The organism is Roseovarius conchicola (assembly GCF_041403425.1).
Classification (GTDB): domain Bacteria; phylum Pseudomonadota; class Alphaproteobacteria; order Rhodobacterales; family Rhodobacteraceae; genus Roseovarius; species Roseovarius conchicola.
Genome location: NZ_JBGEHK010000001.1, coordinates 230,908 through 248,637 on the forward strand (window position 1 = coordinate 230,908; position 17,730 = coordinate 248,637).

Consider the following 17,730-nt stretch of genomic DNA (forward strand, 5'->3'; position numbering starts at 1 on the left):
CCATCAACCCACGGGAGATGTATGTCATGCCAGAGGAAATCCTTGACCTGAAAGGCCTGCGCGAGCTGGCCAAGCAAAGCCAATTGACCGTGGCCGAAGCGATTTCGGAAGGCGCGTCGCTGACCGTGTTGGCCGAAACCCGACGGCGTCAGGTTCTGGACGTGTTGGAGGTTGCGCCCGAAGCTGTCCAGTCCCGCATCAAGGCATTGTCGGCCAAGGATATCGTGCGCCTCAAGCCACGTGATGTCATCGAGCAGGCTATCAAGGATGCTGGTTTGCCCAAAGAGGAACAGGCCCGCATCGAAACAGAGATTTCCGAGCCTGCCGTGATCGAACGGCTGGTCGATCTGGAGAATGTGGATCGGGAAAAGCCAGCGGCCGAGTTGCCAGAGATGCGCAGCGAACTGGCCCGCGCAAACGTGGTCGCACTGGCCGAGATTGCGAAGTTGTCCGATGAAGGCATCACCGAACTTCTGGACCGGGTGCCGTCCCTGGAATCGCTCTCCAATCAACGTGTTGGTACCTTGGCGATCGAAGGAAAGATTGACGAGAAAGGGGCCAAGCGGCTGGGCATGCTATCCGGGTTTGCCCAACTCCTGGCGGGTGACATAGAGGCGGTGGGCCGGGTCACGTCGACCGAATTCAAGGCGCTGGGACGTCCGCCCGAGGCATTGAGCGATCTGTTGTTTGTCGATAGCGCAGAGTTGTCCAAAAGTGTTTCGCCCGAACTGCACGAGAAGGATCCCGAGGCCGCCATGGCCGGGGCCGCCGCCCTGCGCCATCGGATTGAAGAACGGTTTCCCGATGTGGGCGTGCGCGCCCGCTTGCCCAAACCACAGCCCGCAAAGCTTCGCGAGCAGTTTAATGTCGCAGCCGAGGCTATCCGCAAAGAGCCCGCCATCCTGACCAACCCCGACGCGCTGGAGGGGCTGAAAGAGGAGGAGAAAGAGGCGCTCAGCGGAATCCGCACGGCGATCCGTGCCTATCCGGGGATGGGGCTGACCAAGATCGCACAATCGGATGATGACCCACAGGAAATCGCCCAGAAAATCGATCAGCGGATTGACGTTTTTGACAAGGTCATTGCCCAAAACCCTGAAACCGATTTCATGCAGATTGACCTGACCTCCGGGTCGGAAGACCTTGATAAACTGGATTTTTCGGGTGTGTCGGATGAAGACCGGGCCGGGGTGATCAATGTGATTCAATCCCGGGCGCGCGCCTATCGTGTGGGTGGCACCGTGCGCAACGCGGCTGCGTTGATGCAAGGCGGGTATCACTCGGCCATGGCGATTGCGGCCAGCGATCCGATGACCGTGTCTGTCAACACGGGCCTGTCGGCCACCGAGGCCGGCGTGGTTTACGCCCGGGCCCGCGACACCCGCCTGACGGTGACCAACCTGGTGGCCACTCTGGCGGATGAACTTGTCTGGCAACCCGGCGGCTACAACTGGATTCCGTGGTTTCCCGAAGATGTCACCGATGGTCTGAAAAAACTGCCGGGATACGAGGATCTTTTTGGCAATCAGAGCTTTTGTGACTGCGCCCATTGCGATTCCATCCTCAGCCCGGCGGCCTATTTCGTCGATCTGATGAACTTCGTGGATGACAATGTTACCTCGAAGGAATTCACCGGGGCAAAGGCCAATCATGCGCTGAAGCTGGAAAACCGGCGGCCCGATCTGTGGACCACGCCGCTGACCTGCGACAACACCCATGACCTTGTTCCGACACTCAGTATCATCAATGGCATTCTGGAAACCGCACTTGCCAAACGCGCCGATGCGGGTCTGAATCTGAACGATCGCAACGCCGTTCTGGACAAGGTCTATGGCGACGAGTTGCCCGCTGCCAACCGGTCCTTTGTCACACCATTTGTGCTGGGCGCGGCTGAGGCGGACCAATATGTCAAAGACTTCGATACCGACCGTGCCGAAATTCTTGGCCTGATCCGGCCCGATGCCCCGGCAAATGTGGCGAATGCGGCGGCGTTGAAACTGTCTATGCCCTCGTACGAGATGATCACCACGCCGCGGGCGCAGTGGGGCTTTTTGGTGTCGCTGTACCGGATGCCATTCCCACGCTCAGGCAACACGGCAAACGCGTTTGACGTGCAGGATATCATGGCGGGGATGGAGATCAGCCGTGACGATTTCGGTGCGCTGGTCGAGACGCAATTTGTTGAAAGCACTGGCAATATCCGTATTCGGGCGCAGAAACGCTCGCCTGAAAGCGTTCAGAACGATATCGAACGGGTGACAGGCATGACCCGCTTCATGCTGGATCGCGCGCATCGCTTCTGGCGGCTGGCACAGGCGATCGGCTGGGATCCGGCGACATTGGATGTGGTGCTGAGCCGGGCAGGTGGAAACCTGAGCAATGCGGTGATCCGCCGGGTGATCCGGGTGGCGCATATTGGCGAGCTGCTGGGTCTTGAACCGGATCAGGTGCTGGCGCTTGGCGGCGGTATCCCTCTCGTGACCATGGGCCGGCATGATACCTCGTTGATGGACCGGCTGTTTAACGAAACCCTCGGCACCGAAGGGGCGACGCCATTCCCGGCCGATGCGTTGAACTTTGTGCATCCGGGGCTGCGCGATGATGCGTCACTGCCGGATACCGGCCCCAATGCGGGGGTGTTTGTCTCGCAACGTTTGCGCATGGCTTTCGGGATCAGTGACGGCGACCTCCTGGAGTTGATCCTTGCACTGGCCCCGACCCTTGGTTTTGATCCCGAGGCGGCGCTTGAGGCGGATCGCGGGTTCCTGCTGACGGAAGAGGCGCTTTCGCTGCTTTATCGTCATGCGCTGTTGGCCGAGGCGCTGGATCTGTCCGTGTCTGAGTTGTTCATGGCCATTCGCGTGGCCACCGGGGCAGGGGCCGTCAGCACGTTTGATCACGTGATCGCGCTGATCGAGTTTGTGAAACGTGCGGCGACCATGCCCTTTGACTTGCCGGTGATTGCCGCACTGATGGGCATATCGTCCGATCCGGTTGCGGATGGGACGTTCTTTGATCCTGACGCGTTGGCAGATCAGGTGATCGCGGCGATCGCGAATGGTGAACGCACGCTGTTCGCTCCCACGGTATTTGCCTATCTGGACGGGGTCAGCGAGGATCAATCTCGCGCGATCATTGCGGCCAACCCGGCGCTGTTCGATGCGGCCGCGCGCGACATGCTGCGTCTGAAACCGGGTATTGGGCTGGCTCCGGCAATCGTGGCCCCGGATGGCGGCTTCCCCTCTGGCATCGCCCTGGCTGATCTGCAGGCTGTATTGGACGGGTTCAACCTGCGGCGCATTCTGCCCGAGGAACTGGCCTTGGCGTTGGACCTGCCAGAGGACAAGTTTGCCGCGCTGGCCGCCCTGTCGGGGGCCGATTTCATGCAGGCCGGTGTGATTGCAGCGGCCAATGGTGGCCCGGCGGGCCCTCTGAGCACGGCGCTGGCGCGTATGCGGCGGCCCGTGGCGGCTTTGGCTGATGACGACATCACCATGGCGCGGGTTGCGTTCATTGATGCCAATCGCGCGCTGTTCGCCTTGGCCAACCCGGTTGCGGCATGGAGCCGCGCCAGCGTCGGTGCCGTTGCCGGTTACATCGAGGCGCTGGAGGACAGCGACGAGGAAGATCACGCTGTGGCGGTCGAAGCGGTGCTGCTGGCGCATGCAAATCCGGGTGGGTTTGCTGCGGCGGATACAGCGCAGTTTGCGGCAGCCACGGGGGCCGATCTGGCCACGGTCCGCGTCTTCGAGGCGGCGGCGAACCTGCCCGCCTTGGCGGTGCCTGCGCTGACCCATCTGCGTCGGATTGTTGAATTTGCAAAAGATCGTCGTCTGAGCGCGGATGCCATGGCGTTGCTGGCGTCGGAGGACGGCGATGCGCTGGCCGAGGGGGCCGAGAGCCTGAAAGCTGCGCTGCGCCTGCGGCTGGGCGATGAAGAGGCGTTTGCCTCGGCTTCGGAAGCGCATGAGGATGCCTTGCGCGGCAAGCGGCGGGATGCCCTGACCGACCGGATGATCCGCAACTCTGCCGGACGGTTCGACAGCCGTGGCGACCTTTACAATTACTACCTGATTGATCCCGATATGGAGGGCTGCGCGCGCACCTCTCTGGTGGTGTCGGCAATCGGGTCGCTGCAAAGCTATGTGCACCGCGTGGTGCTGAACATGGAGCAGGACCGGCGCGACCCGGATGCGGCCAATCATGTGCATATCAGCCCCTCGCGCATCCCGGCGGATGAATGGGAATGGCGCAAGAATTACCGCGTCTGGGAGGCCAATCGGAAGGTTTTCCTATGGCCCGAAAATTACATGCTGCCCGAGTTGCGCGACAACAAAACTCCGCAATTTGAGACACTTGAGAAAACCCTGTTGCAGCAGGATGTGACCGAACAGACCGTGCTTGATGCCTATGCGGCGTATTTGCGCGGCTTTGAAGAAGTGGCGGGGCTGCGCATTGCGGGGGCCTATCACGAACATGTCTGGTCGGACGCACAGGATGTGATGCATGTCTTCGGCTGCACCGCCGATGATCCGCCCAGCTATTACTACTGGACGATCAACAATCTGACGTTCAGCAAGTTCCGGGATGACCGCCGCCTGTCTTATTCGGCCCGGCGTAAGATCGACGTGGCGATCCCGGTGCGCGACGTGTCGCCTTTCATGTATAACAACAGGCTGCATCTCTTCTGGATGGAATCCAGCACTTCCTCGCGCAATGTGGTCGAGGATGGCGAGAACAGGTTTATCGGCTATCGCCATACCTTCAAGGTCATGTACACCTTCCTGCGTCTCGACGGCAGTTGGGCGGCCCCGCAACAGATAGATTTGGGGCGAAACTGGTACATGCGCGAAGGCGGCGTTCTGAACGGCGGGCTTGTTCCCAAGCTGACCGGCTCGTCGATCTTGATCCCTTCCTTTTCGGACCAGCTGGTTGCCCATAACGATTATGAGGAAGGTTACCGGCTCAATGCGCCAGCCTGGCAAAAAGTCTATCCCGCCGTATTGAACGGACAGCTATACCTCAGTCTTGGTGCCTGGCATTTCCAGTATCAGGTGGATCTTTATGAGCGCAAAGCGACCGCCCGGAGCACAAGTCAGCGCGAAATGATGGACAATTACTGGCGATCCAGTCGTATGACTTTCCATATGAGCGGCTCGAGCTCTAACCGGCGTATTTATGACCAGACGATGTATTTACGCTCAAATCTGCTGTCGGCCCCATTGAGCGCGCGACGGGATTTCGTCAGGTCGCGCAGCGAGTTGATCCGTAACATTCTATCACTTGGCTATAGCTCGGGTTTCGGCAGTACAATACGAGATGACATGAACTTTTTCAGTTCAGATCTGGGGGGATCGATTGCCCGGGTCAACGACCCTAATCCTCATCTGGTTGTGCCGGATTCCGATTTCGGATTGCCGTGTATGATCGTGCAAAAGGAAACCGATGCCAGTCTTCTTACTGAAAGCTTCAATCCCGATGGTCGCCCGTTCGAGGCGCGCCGCGTTGGCACGACGGTTCTGACTGACCTCAGCCGCACTCTGTTCTATGGCGGGGTCGACGCCCTGCTGGACAAGCAGGCGCAGGCAGACTTCAAGGAAAAGGCCCATCTGGTCACCAGTAGCAATATGCGCACGCGCGTGCGCGGCACGACCAGCCGTTTGGATTACACCGGGCCATTGGGTGTCTATTTTCGCGAGGTGTTCCTGCACATCCCGGCGCTTCTGGCGTCGCATCAGAATTCGCGGGGCGATTATGCCGCCGCGCAAGGCTGGTATCAGACGATCTTCGATCCCACGGCCAAGTTTGACAGCGGCGTCGATCTGGGCAGCCTGTCCGCGTCGGCGCGTCGTCAGGCGGAACGCGACCGGGTCTGGCAATATGCCGAATTCCAAGGCATGTCGCCGCCCAGCCTGCGCAGCATCCTGACCGATGAGGATGCCCAAGAGGCCTATCGCAAGGATCCCTTTAACCCCCATGCAATTGCGCGTCTGCGCCTGTCGGCGTTCCAGAAGAACATCGTCATGCGCTATGTGAACAATCTGCTGGACTGGGCCGACAGCCTGTTCCGCCAGTTCCAACGCGAGACGGTGGACGAAGCCCATATTCTTTACGATCTGGCGCGGCAGATCATGGGCCCGCGCCCTGCGGATGCCGGGGATTGTGGTGAGGGCCGCGTGCGCCCGCGCACCTATGCGCGTATCAAACCACATATGGAGGCAGGGCAGGATTTCCTGATCGAGGCCGAAAACTACTGGATCCAGCATGGTGTTCTGAGTGTCGCCACGAATTTCGGTGTGATAGCCAAGCGCGAGTTTGTCGGTATGGAGGTCAGCGACATCTATGCCCTTGATCTGAAAGCCAATACCGAGTCGATGGTTCTGTCGGAAATGACGTTTGACAGCGCCCGCATGGTCGGTGCGCCCGAACGCGTTGATGTCAGCAGCCGGGGACGTACCGAACTGGAGATGAAGGATGATCTGACCGTGGCGATGTTGGACGATGTGCCCTCGTCCGAACCTGCCGCACCAGTTCTGGCCGAGCATGTCGCTGCCGAGAAGAGGTATGAAACCGCTTATCTCAAGGATGGTACGCCAGGGCGCCAATTGACGTGGAACGGCACCGGCGCGGCCTATGCTGAGCGCGGTCATATGCGTGTCACCGGAGCGACGGACCGCAACTGGCGACATTGGCGCCGCATGCGCCCGGATGCCTTCACTACCTCGGTGATCCGTCAGGTCGGGCCGGTATTCTGCGTGCCCCGCAACAAGGATCTGATGAAGATATGGGATCGGATCGAAGACCGGCTTTATAAAATTCACAATTGCCGCAATATAGATGGCGAACGGGTGGATATGGCGCTGTTTGCGCCCGAGATTGATCCGATGGCGCTGGTGCGGGCCCGGGCAGCGGGCCTGAGCCTCAGCGACATTCTGGGGGCCAGTGCCGGCAACCTGCCGCCCTATCGCTTTTCCTACCTGATCTCGAAAGCGCGCGAGTATACGTCGCTGGTGCAAGGCTATGGATCGAAACTGCAAGGTGCGATCGAGCGGAGAGACGGAGAGGAACTGGCCAAGCTGCGCCTGCAACAGGCCATCAACATGCAGAACCTTGTCACCAAGGTGCGCGAGAATGAGGTGAAGATCGCCAAGGAAAACCTTGAGGAAGTCAACCGTCGCAAAGCTGCGGTGGAGTATCGCAAAAGCTATTACGAGGGCAACATCACCAACGATCTGCTGTCCTGGGAGCGGGCCGAGCAGATCTCGACCCATGCGGCCGGGATCAGTAAGGGCCTCAGCGCCATGTTGAGCGGTACGGCGGGGATCTTCTATCTGATCCCGCAGCTTGGTTCGCCCTTTGCAATGAAATATGGTGGTGCCGAACTGGGGGCGTCCTGCAAGGAATGGGCGAAAGTGTTCAAGGACACCGGCACGATGCTGGACATCTTTGGCAAATCCGCCTCGCTTGAAGCCAAGTATCAACGTCGCCGCAAGGGCTGGGAGCATTCCAAAAAGCTGGATGAGCACGAGCTGAAACAGATCGAGAAGAAGATCGCAGCCGCGGAAATCCGGGTCGAGATTGCCGAGAAATCATTGGAAAACCACCTGCAGGCCATTGAAGATCAGGAAGAAATCCTGGACTTCTACGAAAGCAAGTTTTCCGGTGAGGCGCTTTACACCTGGATGGCGTCAACCTTGCAGACGATCTATCGTCAGGCCTTCAACGCGGCGTTTTCCATGGCGCAACTGGCCGAGCAGGCCTATCGGTTTGAGCGCCCTGACGATACGGCAAATCTTCTGGAACTCAGCTATTGGGAGCCGGGGCAGGCGGGTTTGTTGTCAGGTGAAAAGCTGGCGGCCGATCTTGTGGCGATGGAAAAACGTTTCCTCGAAACCAACTACCGTGTGCTGGAAATCACCCAACCCTTCTCGCTGGCCGAGATTGACCCGGCCGGGTTGATGCGGTTGCGCGAAGAGGGGGAATGCACCTTCACCATTCCGGAACTGGCCTTTGACCTGCTTTATCCCGGACAGTACCGGCGGATTATGAAATCGGTGCGCTTGTCGATTGCCTGTGTGACGGGGCCTTACGTGAACATCCCCGCGACGCTGACGCTGACGGGATCCAAACTGAGGGTAGAACCGACACAGGACGGGCCTGCCGGATTGACCGACAGCCTGTTGCGACACACGGTGCAGATTGCCACCAGCACGGCGCAGGCTGATGCAGGCGTGTTCGATTTCAGCTTTGCCGACCCGCGCTATATGCCCTTTGAAGGGGCGGGGGCGGTCGAAAGCACATGGAAAGTGACATTGCCGCGCAACTTCAGGCCCTTTGATTATGCCACGATCAACGATGTGATCCTGCAAATCTCGTATTCGGCCGAAAGTGACGGGGTGCTGCGCGATCGGGTTGAAGACTCCAATGCGGCGCTTGAGGGCGCGTTGGCCAAGGCGCTCAGCGACAATTCCATTGCACGGGCCTACAGCTTCCGGCAGGAATTTGCGACCGTGTTGCATCAATTGGCAACCGGGCCGCTGAACGTGGATGCCGTGATGACGCTGGACCAACGGGCCTTGCCTGTGGCCCTGCGCAACCGGGCAATCAGCATTGATCAGGCGCTGTTGCTGATCAAACCGGCGGATGGTTTGTCGGCAACCGGCACCCAGATCAGCATCAATGGCACGCCCATCTCGGGCTTTGCTCCAATCCCCGATTTCCCGGGCTATGTGGGGGCCAATGCCGCTGGCGGGTTTGGTGCCGGATTGTTGGGCGATCACGCGGTGCGCGTGGTGGATGCGGGAGATTTGGCTCCGGGTGATGCCACCGCGACCGCTGCGTTCGAGGATGGTGCGGTTCAGGACATCGTTCTGTTTGTGCAAATGTCGCTGAACTAGGCGATCAAACGAAATCGGCCCCGGACGGGATGATCCTGTCCGGGGCCGATCTTTGTCCAAAGGCCGATATCAGAGCTCTTCGACCGCCACGTAGTCGCCGGGCGTAAAGGCCAGATGGCCCTTGATACGTGCCACATCCTCTTTCGGGTCTTCGTAGCTCCACGCGACATTTTCCAGGGTCTGGCTTTTGGTCACGATCGAGAAATAACTGGCATCGCCCTTATGGGGGCAATGCGTGCTGTGATCCGTGGCGTCCAGAAAGGCCATCGCCACATCATCGCGCGGGAAATAGATCACGTCGCCGTAGCCTGGCTCGCTCAGTTCCAGCGCGTCCTTGGTTTCGGCCAGAACGGCCCCGCCGGCGCGCACCACCCAAGTCCCACTAGCCCTGCGAATCTTGATCTGCGACATGTCCATCCCCCTCATCTGACGTCTGTTTCTGTCCCCGAAGGGGCTATCCGGCCTTTGTTACAACATAATGTCAGAGAGGCCGAGTGGCATTTTCCAGCCATGACGCCGCAGTTTGCGACAAAAGGCCGGTGAGTTTGTCGCGACAGGCCGCATGATAGCTGTTCAGCCAGTCTCGCTCGCCCGCCGACAGCATCTCGGCTTGGATCATATCAAGGGCTATTGGGACATAGCTGATGGTTTCAAAACAATGCCGTGCACCCGGATCGCCGCCGGGCAAGGTATTGGCCTCTTGCACCACCAGCAGGTTTTCGATGCGAATACCAAAGGCCCCTTCGCGGTAATAGCCGGGCTCGTTCGACAGGATCATGCCGGGTTGCAAGGGCACATGTGATGTGCGTGACAGCCGTTGCGGTCCTTCATGTACGCAAAGATGCACGCCAACGCCGTGGCCGGTGCCATGGGCAAAATCCTGGTCGGCCAGCCACAGGGGATAGCGCGCCAGCGCATCCAGATCGCGCCCGGCAAGCCCCTTTGGAAAGCGGGCGCGCGACATGGCGATCATGCCTTGCAGCACGCGGGTGAAGGCGGTTCTTTCTTCGTCCCCCACATCACCCACGGGCAGGGTGCGGGTGATATCCGTGGTGCCATCCAGATATTGCCCGCCACCATCCAGCACCAGCAGATCGCCGTCTTGTAGCACCCGGTTCGAGCTTTGCGTGACGCGGTAATGGGCCAGGGCGCCATGCGGGCCCGACCCGGCAATCGTATCAAAGCTGATGTCCAGCAACTTACCCGTGGCACGGCGCGCATCTTCCAGTTGGCGCACCACGTCGATCTCGGAAATCGTGCCGGGGGCCTGCGCCGCGAACCAGCTGAGGAATTCGCACACCGCTGTGCCGTCGCGCAGATGGGCGGCTTTGGTGGCGGTAATCTCGGCGTCGGTTTTGCAAGCCTTGGGCAGGATGCAGGGATCGTCGCCCCACTCGAAACTCACATTCGCTTCGCTCAGGTTTTGCACCACCCAGAGCGGTACGCTGGACTTGTCCAGTCGTACAGGGCCGGTCAGGCTGTGCAGGCCGGGGGCAAACGCCGCGGTTGGGCGGATCAGAACATCCGCACCCAGATGCGCGCGCAAGGCCTCGTCGATCTTTCCGGCCTCGACATAAAGCGTGACATGCCCGTTCTCGAACAGGATCGCAAAGCAATGCGGGATCGGGTTGCGGGGAATATCGCTGCCCCGGATGTTGAGCAGCCAGGCAATGGAATCAGGCAGGGTGATCACGGCCGATGGATGCCCGGATTCACGCAGATCCTTGGCCAGCCGAGCGCGCTTTTCTGAATGGGAATCGCCCGCCAGTTCAGATGGATAAGCGGTAATCCGGCCCATTGGGGGCTCTGGTTGGTCGGGCCAGATCATATCAATCAGATTGGCGGTTGGGCGCAAAGCAATGGCGCTGCCCGATAGGCCTTTTTCCAGTGTTTCAATCTGTTCAGCCGTATAAAGCCACGGGTCAAATCCGATAACACCGCCATTTGGCAGTGCCTCTTTCAACCAATCCGCGGGCTTGGTCTCGGGCCAGTCAACGGGGGTGAAATGATCCGTGTGCACCTGCGCCTTGACCTGCACCCGGTAACGCCCATCGACAAACACCCCGGCGCGATCCAACAGGGCGATGCAGAACCCGGCCGATCCGGTGAAGCCCGTGAACCATGCCAGACGGTCATCGCGCGGGGCAACGTATTCGCCCTGATGGGCATCTGCGCGTGGGATCAGAAAGCCGCTCAACCCCTCGGAGGCCATGACCTGACGCAACAAGGCGAGGCGGGGCGGGCCTTGCTCGGGCGAGGCGGTGTCGGCGAAGGATTGAAACATGCGGCTCTCTGGTGGTTTGATCAATAGAACACAGACGACAGAAGCGCCTTTTGCGCGTTAAGACAAGACTTGTTCGTCAGATGGGTGCCAACCCTGCGGGCTGTCGGTCCGTTACTCTTGACCACCGTCACGCAGCAATTTGCCTGCGATGATGCCAACTGCTGCTGAAATCGCTGCCATGCCCAGATAACTCGCCCCTATCAATGGATCGCTCAGGGCGCGCGGATCAAGCCACGTCCCCACGGTGGCGACGGCTCCGACAGGCACTATGCAAAGCACCATTGCAAAAATCAGCCACCCAGACCCCAAAACATAACGCAACAAGGCCGCGACCAAAAAAGGTCCATAGAGGATCACAGTTTTAAACATCGCTCGCCCCCGCTTAGCGTGTTCAGCCCGCTTTGCGCATGCCCATAACCCGGGCGCGGGCGCGAGGGTCGTTGTCAAACAGCGCGGCGAGTTGCTCTGTCATCGCCCCGGCCAACTGATCCACATCGGTGATGGTCACGGCGCGATCGTAATAGCGCGTCACGTCATGGCCGATGCCGATGGCCAGCAATTCGACCTGACGGCGCTTTTCCACCATGGCGATCACGTCACGCAGGTGTTTCTCCAGATAATTCGCAGGGTTAACGGACAAAGTTGAATCGTCCACGGGTGCCCCGTCCGAGATCACCATCAGGATTTTCCGCGCTTCCCTGCGGGCCACAACCCGGCGGTGCGCCCATTCCAGCGCCTCGCCGTCGATGTTTTCCTTCAGCAGCCCTTCTTTCATCATCAGCCCTAGGTTCTGCCGGGTCCGGCGCATCGGTGCATCGGCGGATTTATAGATGATGTGGCGCAGATCGTTCAGGCGACCGGGCAGTTGCGGACGGCCTTCGCCCAGCCAGGTTTCGCGGCTTTGCCCACCTTTCCACGCCCGGGTGGTAAAACCAAGGATTTCCACCTTCACGCTGCAGCGCTCCAGCGTGCGGGCCAGAACATCGGCGCAGATCGCCGCAATGGAAATCGGGCGGCCCCGCATTGAGCCGGAATTGTCCAGCAGAAGCGTCACCACGGTATCGCGGAATTCCGTGTCTTTCTCGACCTTGAAGGACAGCGGTGTGGTCGGGTTGGCCACCACCCGCGCCAGACGACCGGCATCCAGAATACCTTCCTCGCGGTCAAACTCCCAGGACCGGTTTTGCTGTGCCTGAAGGCGGCGTTGCAATTTATTGGCCAGACGGCTGACTGCGCCTTTCAGCGGCTCAAGCTGCTGATCAAGATACGCGCGCAGGCGCTCCAACTCGATCGGTTCGGCCAGGTCTTCGGCGTGAATTTCCTCGTCGAACTCAGTGGAATAGACTGTGTAGTCGGGATCGGCATCGGAAATCGGCTGTGGCTGCGGCGGCTCAAGCGGGGCCTCGCCTTCGGGCAGTTCCTGTTCTTCGCCCGCGTCCTGATCGGCCATGTCGTCGCTGCTGACCTGGGCCTGAGCGGCGTCTTGCTGATCTTCCTGGGTCTGTTCCGGATCGGCGTCGGCTTCGCTGTCGTCGCTGTCATCCTGACCCGAGCTGTCGGGCTGTTCTTCCTCTTCGGCGCTGTCTTCGCCCTCGTCTTCGTCTTCTTCATCCATGGCATCCGGGTCATCGCCCAGCTGATCGCCATAGCCCAGATCCTCGATGATCTGGCGGGCGAATTTGGCGAAGGCGGATTGGTCAGACAAGGTTTCGGACAAGTCTTCCAGCGTGCCACCAGCCTGTTCTTCGATGAAGCCTTGCCACAGTTGCATGACGTTTTCGGCCCCCTCGGGCAGATCACGCCCGGTGGCCAGATGGCGGATCAGGTATCCGGCTGCAACAGGCAGGGGAGCCTCAGAGGCATCCTTGATCTGGTCATAGCCCAGTCGCTGTGCTTCGGCAGAAATCTTGGCGTCGATATTGGACGCCGTGCCGGGCATGTCGCGCGCGCCCATCGCCTCGCACCGGGCGGTTTCCATCGCCTCATAGAGATCGCGGGCCATCTCGCCGGGAGGGGTATAGCGGGCATGTGTCTTGGCATCGTGGTATCTGTGGCGCATCGCCAGCGCATCGGCGGTGCCACGGGCCAACAACACCTCGTCGCGTGTCATCCGGCGGCTGACCTGTGGCAGGCGCATCTGCTCACCCGTCACGCCCGACGGGTCCACCGAATAGCTGACCGTCAGCTCAGGGTCATCGGCCATGACCTTGGTCGCTTCGGCCAGCGCCTTCTTGAACGGGTCGGCGGGGTTATCGGTTGGTTTGGTCATGGCTTGCCTTGCGACCGAAACCTGCAGGTCATGTTATCAATACTCACGTAGCTTTCGCGTGGTCTTTCCTGGCAATTGGCTGCCGAAGGCGTCTCAATTTCCAACCAGAGTTCTTCATCAAGAACTATGATGTTGCTAGCGAACCAGACGTCCGGAAATTCAGAAATGATCTCGCCCGTTTTCCCGGAAAGAGTCTGATAAACTACACCCGCTCCCTGCATAGAGGTGCATATAGCAAAGCTGTCAGGGCTGTTTGCCCAAACTCTTTCTGCCTCTGAGTAGCGGACTCGGTCTGTGCCACAAGGTAACAACACTTGAGCTTCGGCCATTGCAGAAGCGTAGCTAAGAGATATGAAAAAGGATAGCATTAGTTGCTTCACGATCCTATCCCAGGCTCACGCTCGCAGCGCTTTCGGGCAGTTCCTCGTCAAAGCAGCGTTGATAGAACTCGGCCACAGTCTGGCGCTCCAGCTCGTCGCATTTGTTGAGGAAGGTCAGGCGGAAGGCATAGCCCACATCGCGGAAGATGGTAGCGTTCTGCGCCCAGGCGATCACGGTGCGGGGGCTCATCACGGTGGAGAGTTCGCCATTCATGAAGGCGGTGCGCGACAGATCGGCGACGGTGACCATCTGGCTGATCGTCTTGCGCCCCTCGGAGGTGTTGAACACCGGGTTCTTGGCGATCACGATCGCGGTTTCCGCATCATGGCTCAGATAGTTCAGCGTAGCGACAAGGCTCCAGCGGTCCATCTGGCCCTGGTTGATCTGCTGGGTGCCGTGATAGAGACCCGTGGTGTCGCCTAGCCCCACGGTGTTGGCCGTGGCAAACAGGCGGAAATAGGGGTTGGGCGTGATCACTTCGTTCTGGTCCAGCAGGGTCAGCTTGCCGTCGGTTTCCAGCACGCGCTGGATCACGAACATCACATCGGCACGACCCGCATCATATTCGTCAAACACGATCGCGGTCGGGTTGCGCAGCGCCCAGGGCAGGATGCCTTCGTGGAATTCCGTCACCTGCATCCCATCGCGCAGCTTGATGGCATCCTTGCCGATCAGGTCGATCCGGCTGATATGGCTGTCCAGGTTCACCCGTACGCAAGGCCAGTTCAGCCGAGCAGCGACCTGTTCGATATGGGTTGATTTCCCGGTGCCGTGATAGCCTTGGATCATGACCCGCCGGTTATGGGAAAACCCGGCCAGAATCGCCATCGTGGTATCGCGATCAAACTTGTAGGTGCTGTCCAGTTCCGGCACACGCTCGGTCCGCTCGGCAAAGCCTTTGACGGCCATGTCGCTATCGATTCCAAACACTTCGCGCACCGAGATGTCTTCGGTGGGTTTGGCATTCATATCGATCGTTCCGTCGGCCATGGTCTTTGTCCTTTTCGCGCGCGCCTTTTCCGGCGTTCGTCGTGCAACATATCGCGGGAAAGGGCAAGGGAAAGGGGAAAGATCGCCGGGATTGGGCATTGCCCTGACGTGATTACCTGACGGCTTTCTTTCAGCGCCTCACGATATGTTGCAAGCGTAGCGCTTGTCAGAAGGTGGGTCGAGGCGCATCTTAGTGATGTAAATAAGGAGGCTTGGTGATGATGCGACGTGGATTTATGGCGGGCGCGGCAGCGGGTGCCATCGCCCTGATGGGTCTGGGCACGCGCCCCGGGCAAGCTGCCAAGGATCAGTTTGAAGTGACCCGCACGGATGCCGAATGGCGCAGCATGCTGACAGACGCCCAGTATTACGTGATGCGCGAGGAAGGGACCGAGCGCGCCGGCTCGTCCCCGCTGGATAAGGTCTATGATCCGGGGATGTATCATTGCCGGGGTTGCGATCAGGCGCTTTACTCTTCCGAGCACAAATACGACAGCGGGACCGGCTGGCCCAGTTTCTGGCAGGCCAAACCCGGTGCGATTGGCACCAAGAAAGACCGCAAATTGCTGATGGTGCGCACGGAATGTCATTGCAGTCGCTGTGGCAGCCATCTGGGACATATTTTCAACGACGGTCCGGCCCCATCTGGCAAGCGGCATTGCTTGAACGGCGTCAGCCTGGTGTTCAAGCCCGCCTGACGGGCGTTGACGCGGCGCGCGGGCTCTGTCTGAGTGGGGCCATGTCCGTACCATCCCGACCAAAACGCATTCTTGTTTTCGGAGGCACCGGCACCGCCGGGCAGGCCGCTGTGCGTGCCTTGCTAGAGGCGGGGTACGATGTGACGTGTTTTATGCGGCCAAGGCGCGAGGGCGCGTTGCCTCACGGGGCTGTGGCTGTCACAGGATCGCTGGAGGATGTGCGTGCTGCGTTCGCCCAGCCAGTGGACGCAGTTATGTCCTGTCTGGCATCTCGCACCGGGGCACCGGATGATGCCTGGGCAATTGAACTCAATGCGCATCTGCGCATTCTGAATGCCGCTCAAGAGGCTGGTGTGGCTCAGTTTATTCAGCTTTCAGCGATCTGCGTGCAACGTCCGAAATTGGCATTCCAGCAGGCCAAGCTGGCCTTTGAAGAAGCGTTGATCGGTTCGGATCTGACCTATTCCATCGTGCGACCGACGGCATTTTTCAAATCTCTCTCGGGGCAGTTGGCGCGGGTACAGGCGGGCAAGCCGTTTCTTGTGTTTGGCGATGGCCTGCTCACCTCTTGTAAGCCGATCAGTGACGATGATCTGGGACGGTTCATGGCTTCCTGCCTTACTGACCCGGCGCGTTATAATAGAATCCTGCCAATCGGAGGGCCGGGACCCGCAGTTACGCCTTTGGATCAGGGTCATGCCTTGTTTCGGATGCTGGGACAGACGCCGAGGTTCAGGCATGTGCCCGTGGCGATGCTGGATGTGATCATTGCCGGACTCGGACTGGGCGGGAAGTTGAGTTCAAAACTGGCCGCAAAGGCCGATCTTGCGCGAATCGGGCGATATTACGCGACCGAGTCGATGCTGGTCTGGGACGAGGCGGCCGGACAGTACAATGCCGAGGCGACCCCGGAATTTGGCACCGAGACGTTGTTCGATTTCTACGAGAAACTGCTCAGTGGTGATGAACGTGCCGACCTCGGAGAGCACGCTGTTTTCTGACGTCTTACTTGAAATTCCGGCTTTGCTTGATCTGATCCCAAGCCCAGACAACCTGCTGGAGCTGTTCTTCCTGGCTACGGTCACCGCCGTTGATGTCGGGATGAAGAACCTTGATCAATGCTTTGTAAGCCTTGCGAATTTCAGCCTTGGACCAGGTATCTTCCGCCTCGAGTATTTCCATCGCGCGACGTTCGGTCGGTGGCAACTTTCGCTTGGAAGACGCCCCCTTGCCGGGGTTTTGTGTGGCATTCCCGCCCAGCACCTGATGTGCATCCTCGATGCCCAGGCGGGCCCAGGCCCGAGCCTCGGGGTCCGAGAAAGATTTTGTCTCGCGCTCCCACACCTTGTCTTTGGACATCTGGGCGTTCATCTCGGCCTCGGTGGTGCCGTTGAAGAAGTTCCATTTCAGATTGTACTCGCGGACATGATCCTTGCAGAACCACAGGAACTCATCCAACACGTCGGGCGCGCGGGGTGCGCGGTACTTGCCCGGCTCGGTGCAGCCCTCATGTTCGCATTGACGAGTCGAGGTTTCGGACGCCCCTGACATGCCGCGCCGACCGCGCGGGTTTTTCTTCTTGGCCGATGACACGGACATATCGAAACCAAAGGGATCAGACTTGGACATTGGGGCACCTGTTCGACTCGGAGAGAAGAGTTTAGGCAAAAACCAGAAGATGAGAAGGGGTTGCGTCGAAAAAAGATGGGGATAAACCGCCTGTCGTCAACCGCTGCAGTTAAAGCAGGTGCCGCTTAGGCAAGGCGCGGCGGCACCGGATCAACATCGGGTGCGGGCTCCTCTGGTGTGCTGGCACCGATTTCGATCTCATCATGACCCGCAGTTTCAGGTTCAATATCAGGCTCTTGCGGGGCGGCTTTTACCTCGTCAACGGCTTCGTCCACAACGTGCTCGATACGCGGGCGCTGAAACACCAACACGCTGCGATAGATGGTTTGGGATGACGTCAGTCCCTGACGCTCTTCACTCGGCAAAAGATCCGAGCGCAGATAGTGCCAGCCCTCGGCCCCCAATTCGTTCATCACTTCTTCCAGGCCATGGGCAAACCGTGCCTCGGCCCCTTTGACGCCCGGGGCTTTGCGCCCTTTGGAGGGGGCCGGGATCACCTTGTATTCAAACTGCGTCATGTAACGTTACCCTGTCCTGACTGACCGCAAAGCGGTTTAGCGCAGGATCGATGCCGTGTACATA

10 protein-coding genes are annotated in these 17,730 nt (G+C 59.5%); 3 read left to right on the forward strand and 7 right to left on the reverse strand.

Annotated features, from left to right (window positions below):
• Positions 1-26: 26 nt before the first annotated feature.
• A complete protein-coding gene (locus V6N02_RS01025; RefSeq protein ID WP_371223413.1) occupies positions 27-8,897 on the forward strand; it encodes a Tc toxin subunit A-related protein in 8,871 nt (2,956 codons plus the stop codon).
• A 69-nt stretch (positions 8,898-8,966) separates the two neighbouring features.
• Here V6N02_RS01025 and V6N02_RS01030 read toward each other — a convergent pair whose 3' ends face one another.
• From V6N02_RS01030 to cobS, 5 genes are all read right to left on the reverse strand, one after another.
• Positions 8,967-9,308 (reverse strand): DUF427 domain-containing protein, encoded by a 342-nt coding sequence (locus V6N02_RS01030; RefSeq protein WP_371223415.1) that lies wholly within the window; start codon positions 9,306-9,308, stop codon positions 8,967-8,969.
• Positions 9,309-9,378: 70 nt separating this feature from the next.
• The gene (locus V6N02_RS01035) at positions 9,379-11,181 is read right to left on the reverse strand and encodes an aminopeptidase P family protein (RefSeq protein WP_371223417.1); all 1,803 of its coding nucleotides are present in this window, start codon (positions 11,179-11,181) and stop codon (positions 9,379-9,381) included.
• Positions 11,182-11,292: 111 nt separating this feature from the next.
• Complete coding sequence (locus V6N02_RS01040) at positions 11,293-11,550, reverse strand: hypothetical protein (protein ID WP_371223419.1); 258 nt, start codon at positions 11,548-11,550, stop codon at positions 11,293-11,295.
• A gap of 22 nt (positions 11,551-11,572) precedes the next feature.
• On the reverse strand, positions 11,573-13,450 hold the full coding sequence (cobT, locus tag V6N02_RS01045) for a cobaltochelatase subunit CobT (RefSeq protein ID WP_371223421.1): 1,878 nt from the start codon (positions 13,448-13,450) through the stop codon (positions 11,573-11,575).
• Between the two features lie 384 nt (positions 13,451-13,834).
• Positions 13,835-14,821 (reverse strand): cobaltochelatase subunit CobS, encoded by a 987-nt coding sequence (gene cobS, locus V6N02_RS01050; protein WP_371223423.1) that lies wholly within the window; start codon positions 14,819-14,821, stop codon positions 13,835-13,837.
• Positions 14,822-15,039: 218 nt separating this feature from the next.
• Between cobS and msrB the strand changes: the two genes are divergently transcribed.
• Together msrB and V6N02_RS01060 are read left to right on the forward strand one after the other, a co-directional pair.
• Positions 15,040-15,519 (forward strand): peptide-methionine (R)-S-oxide reductase MsrB, encoded by a 480-nt coding sequence (gene msrB, locus V6N02_RS01055; protein ID WP_371223426.1) that lies wholly within the window; start codon positions 15,040-15,042, stop codon positions 15,517-15,519.
• Positions 15,520-15,560: 41 nt separating this feature from the next.
• The gene (locus V6N02_RS01060; RefSeq protein ID WP_371223428.1) at positions 15,561-16,520 is read left to right on the forward strand and encodes an NAD(P)H-binding protein; all 960 of its coding nucleotides are present in this window, start codon (positions 15,561-15,563) and stop codon (positions 16,518-16,520) included.
• Between the two features lie 4 nt (positions 16,521-16,524).
• Here the strand turns inward: V6N02_RS01060 and V6N02_RS01065 are convergent, their stop codons facing one another.
• Entirely contained in the window at positions 16,525-17,148 is a 624-nt protein-coding gene (locus tag V6N02_RS01065) for a J domain-containing protein (protein WP_371223430.1), read from the reverse strand.
• Positions 17,149-17,273: 125 nt separating this feature from the next.
• Entirely contained in the window at positions 17,274-17,666 is a 393-nt protein-coding gene (locus tag V6N02_RS01070; protein WP_371223432.1) for a DUF4177 domain-containing protein, read from the reverse strand.
• Positions 17,667-17,730 lie beyond the last annotated feature (64 nt).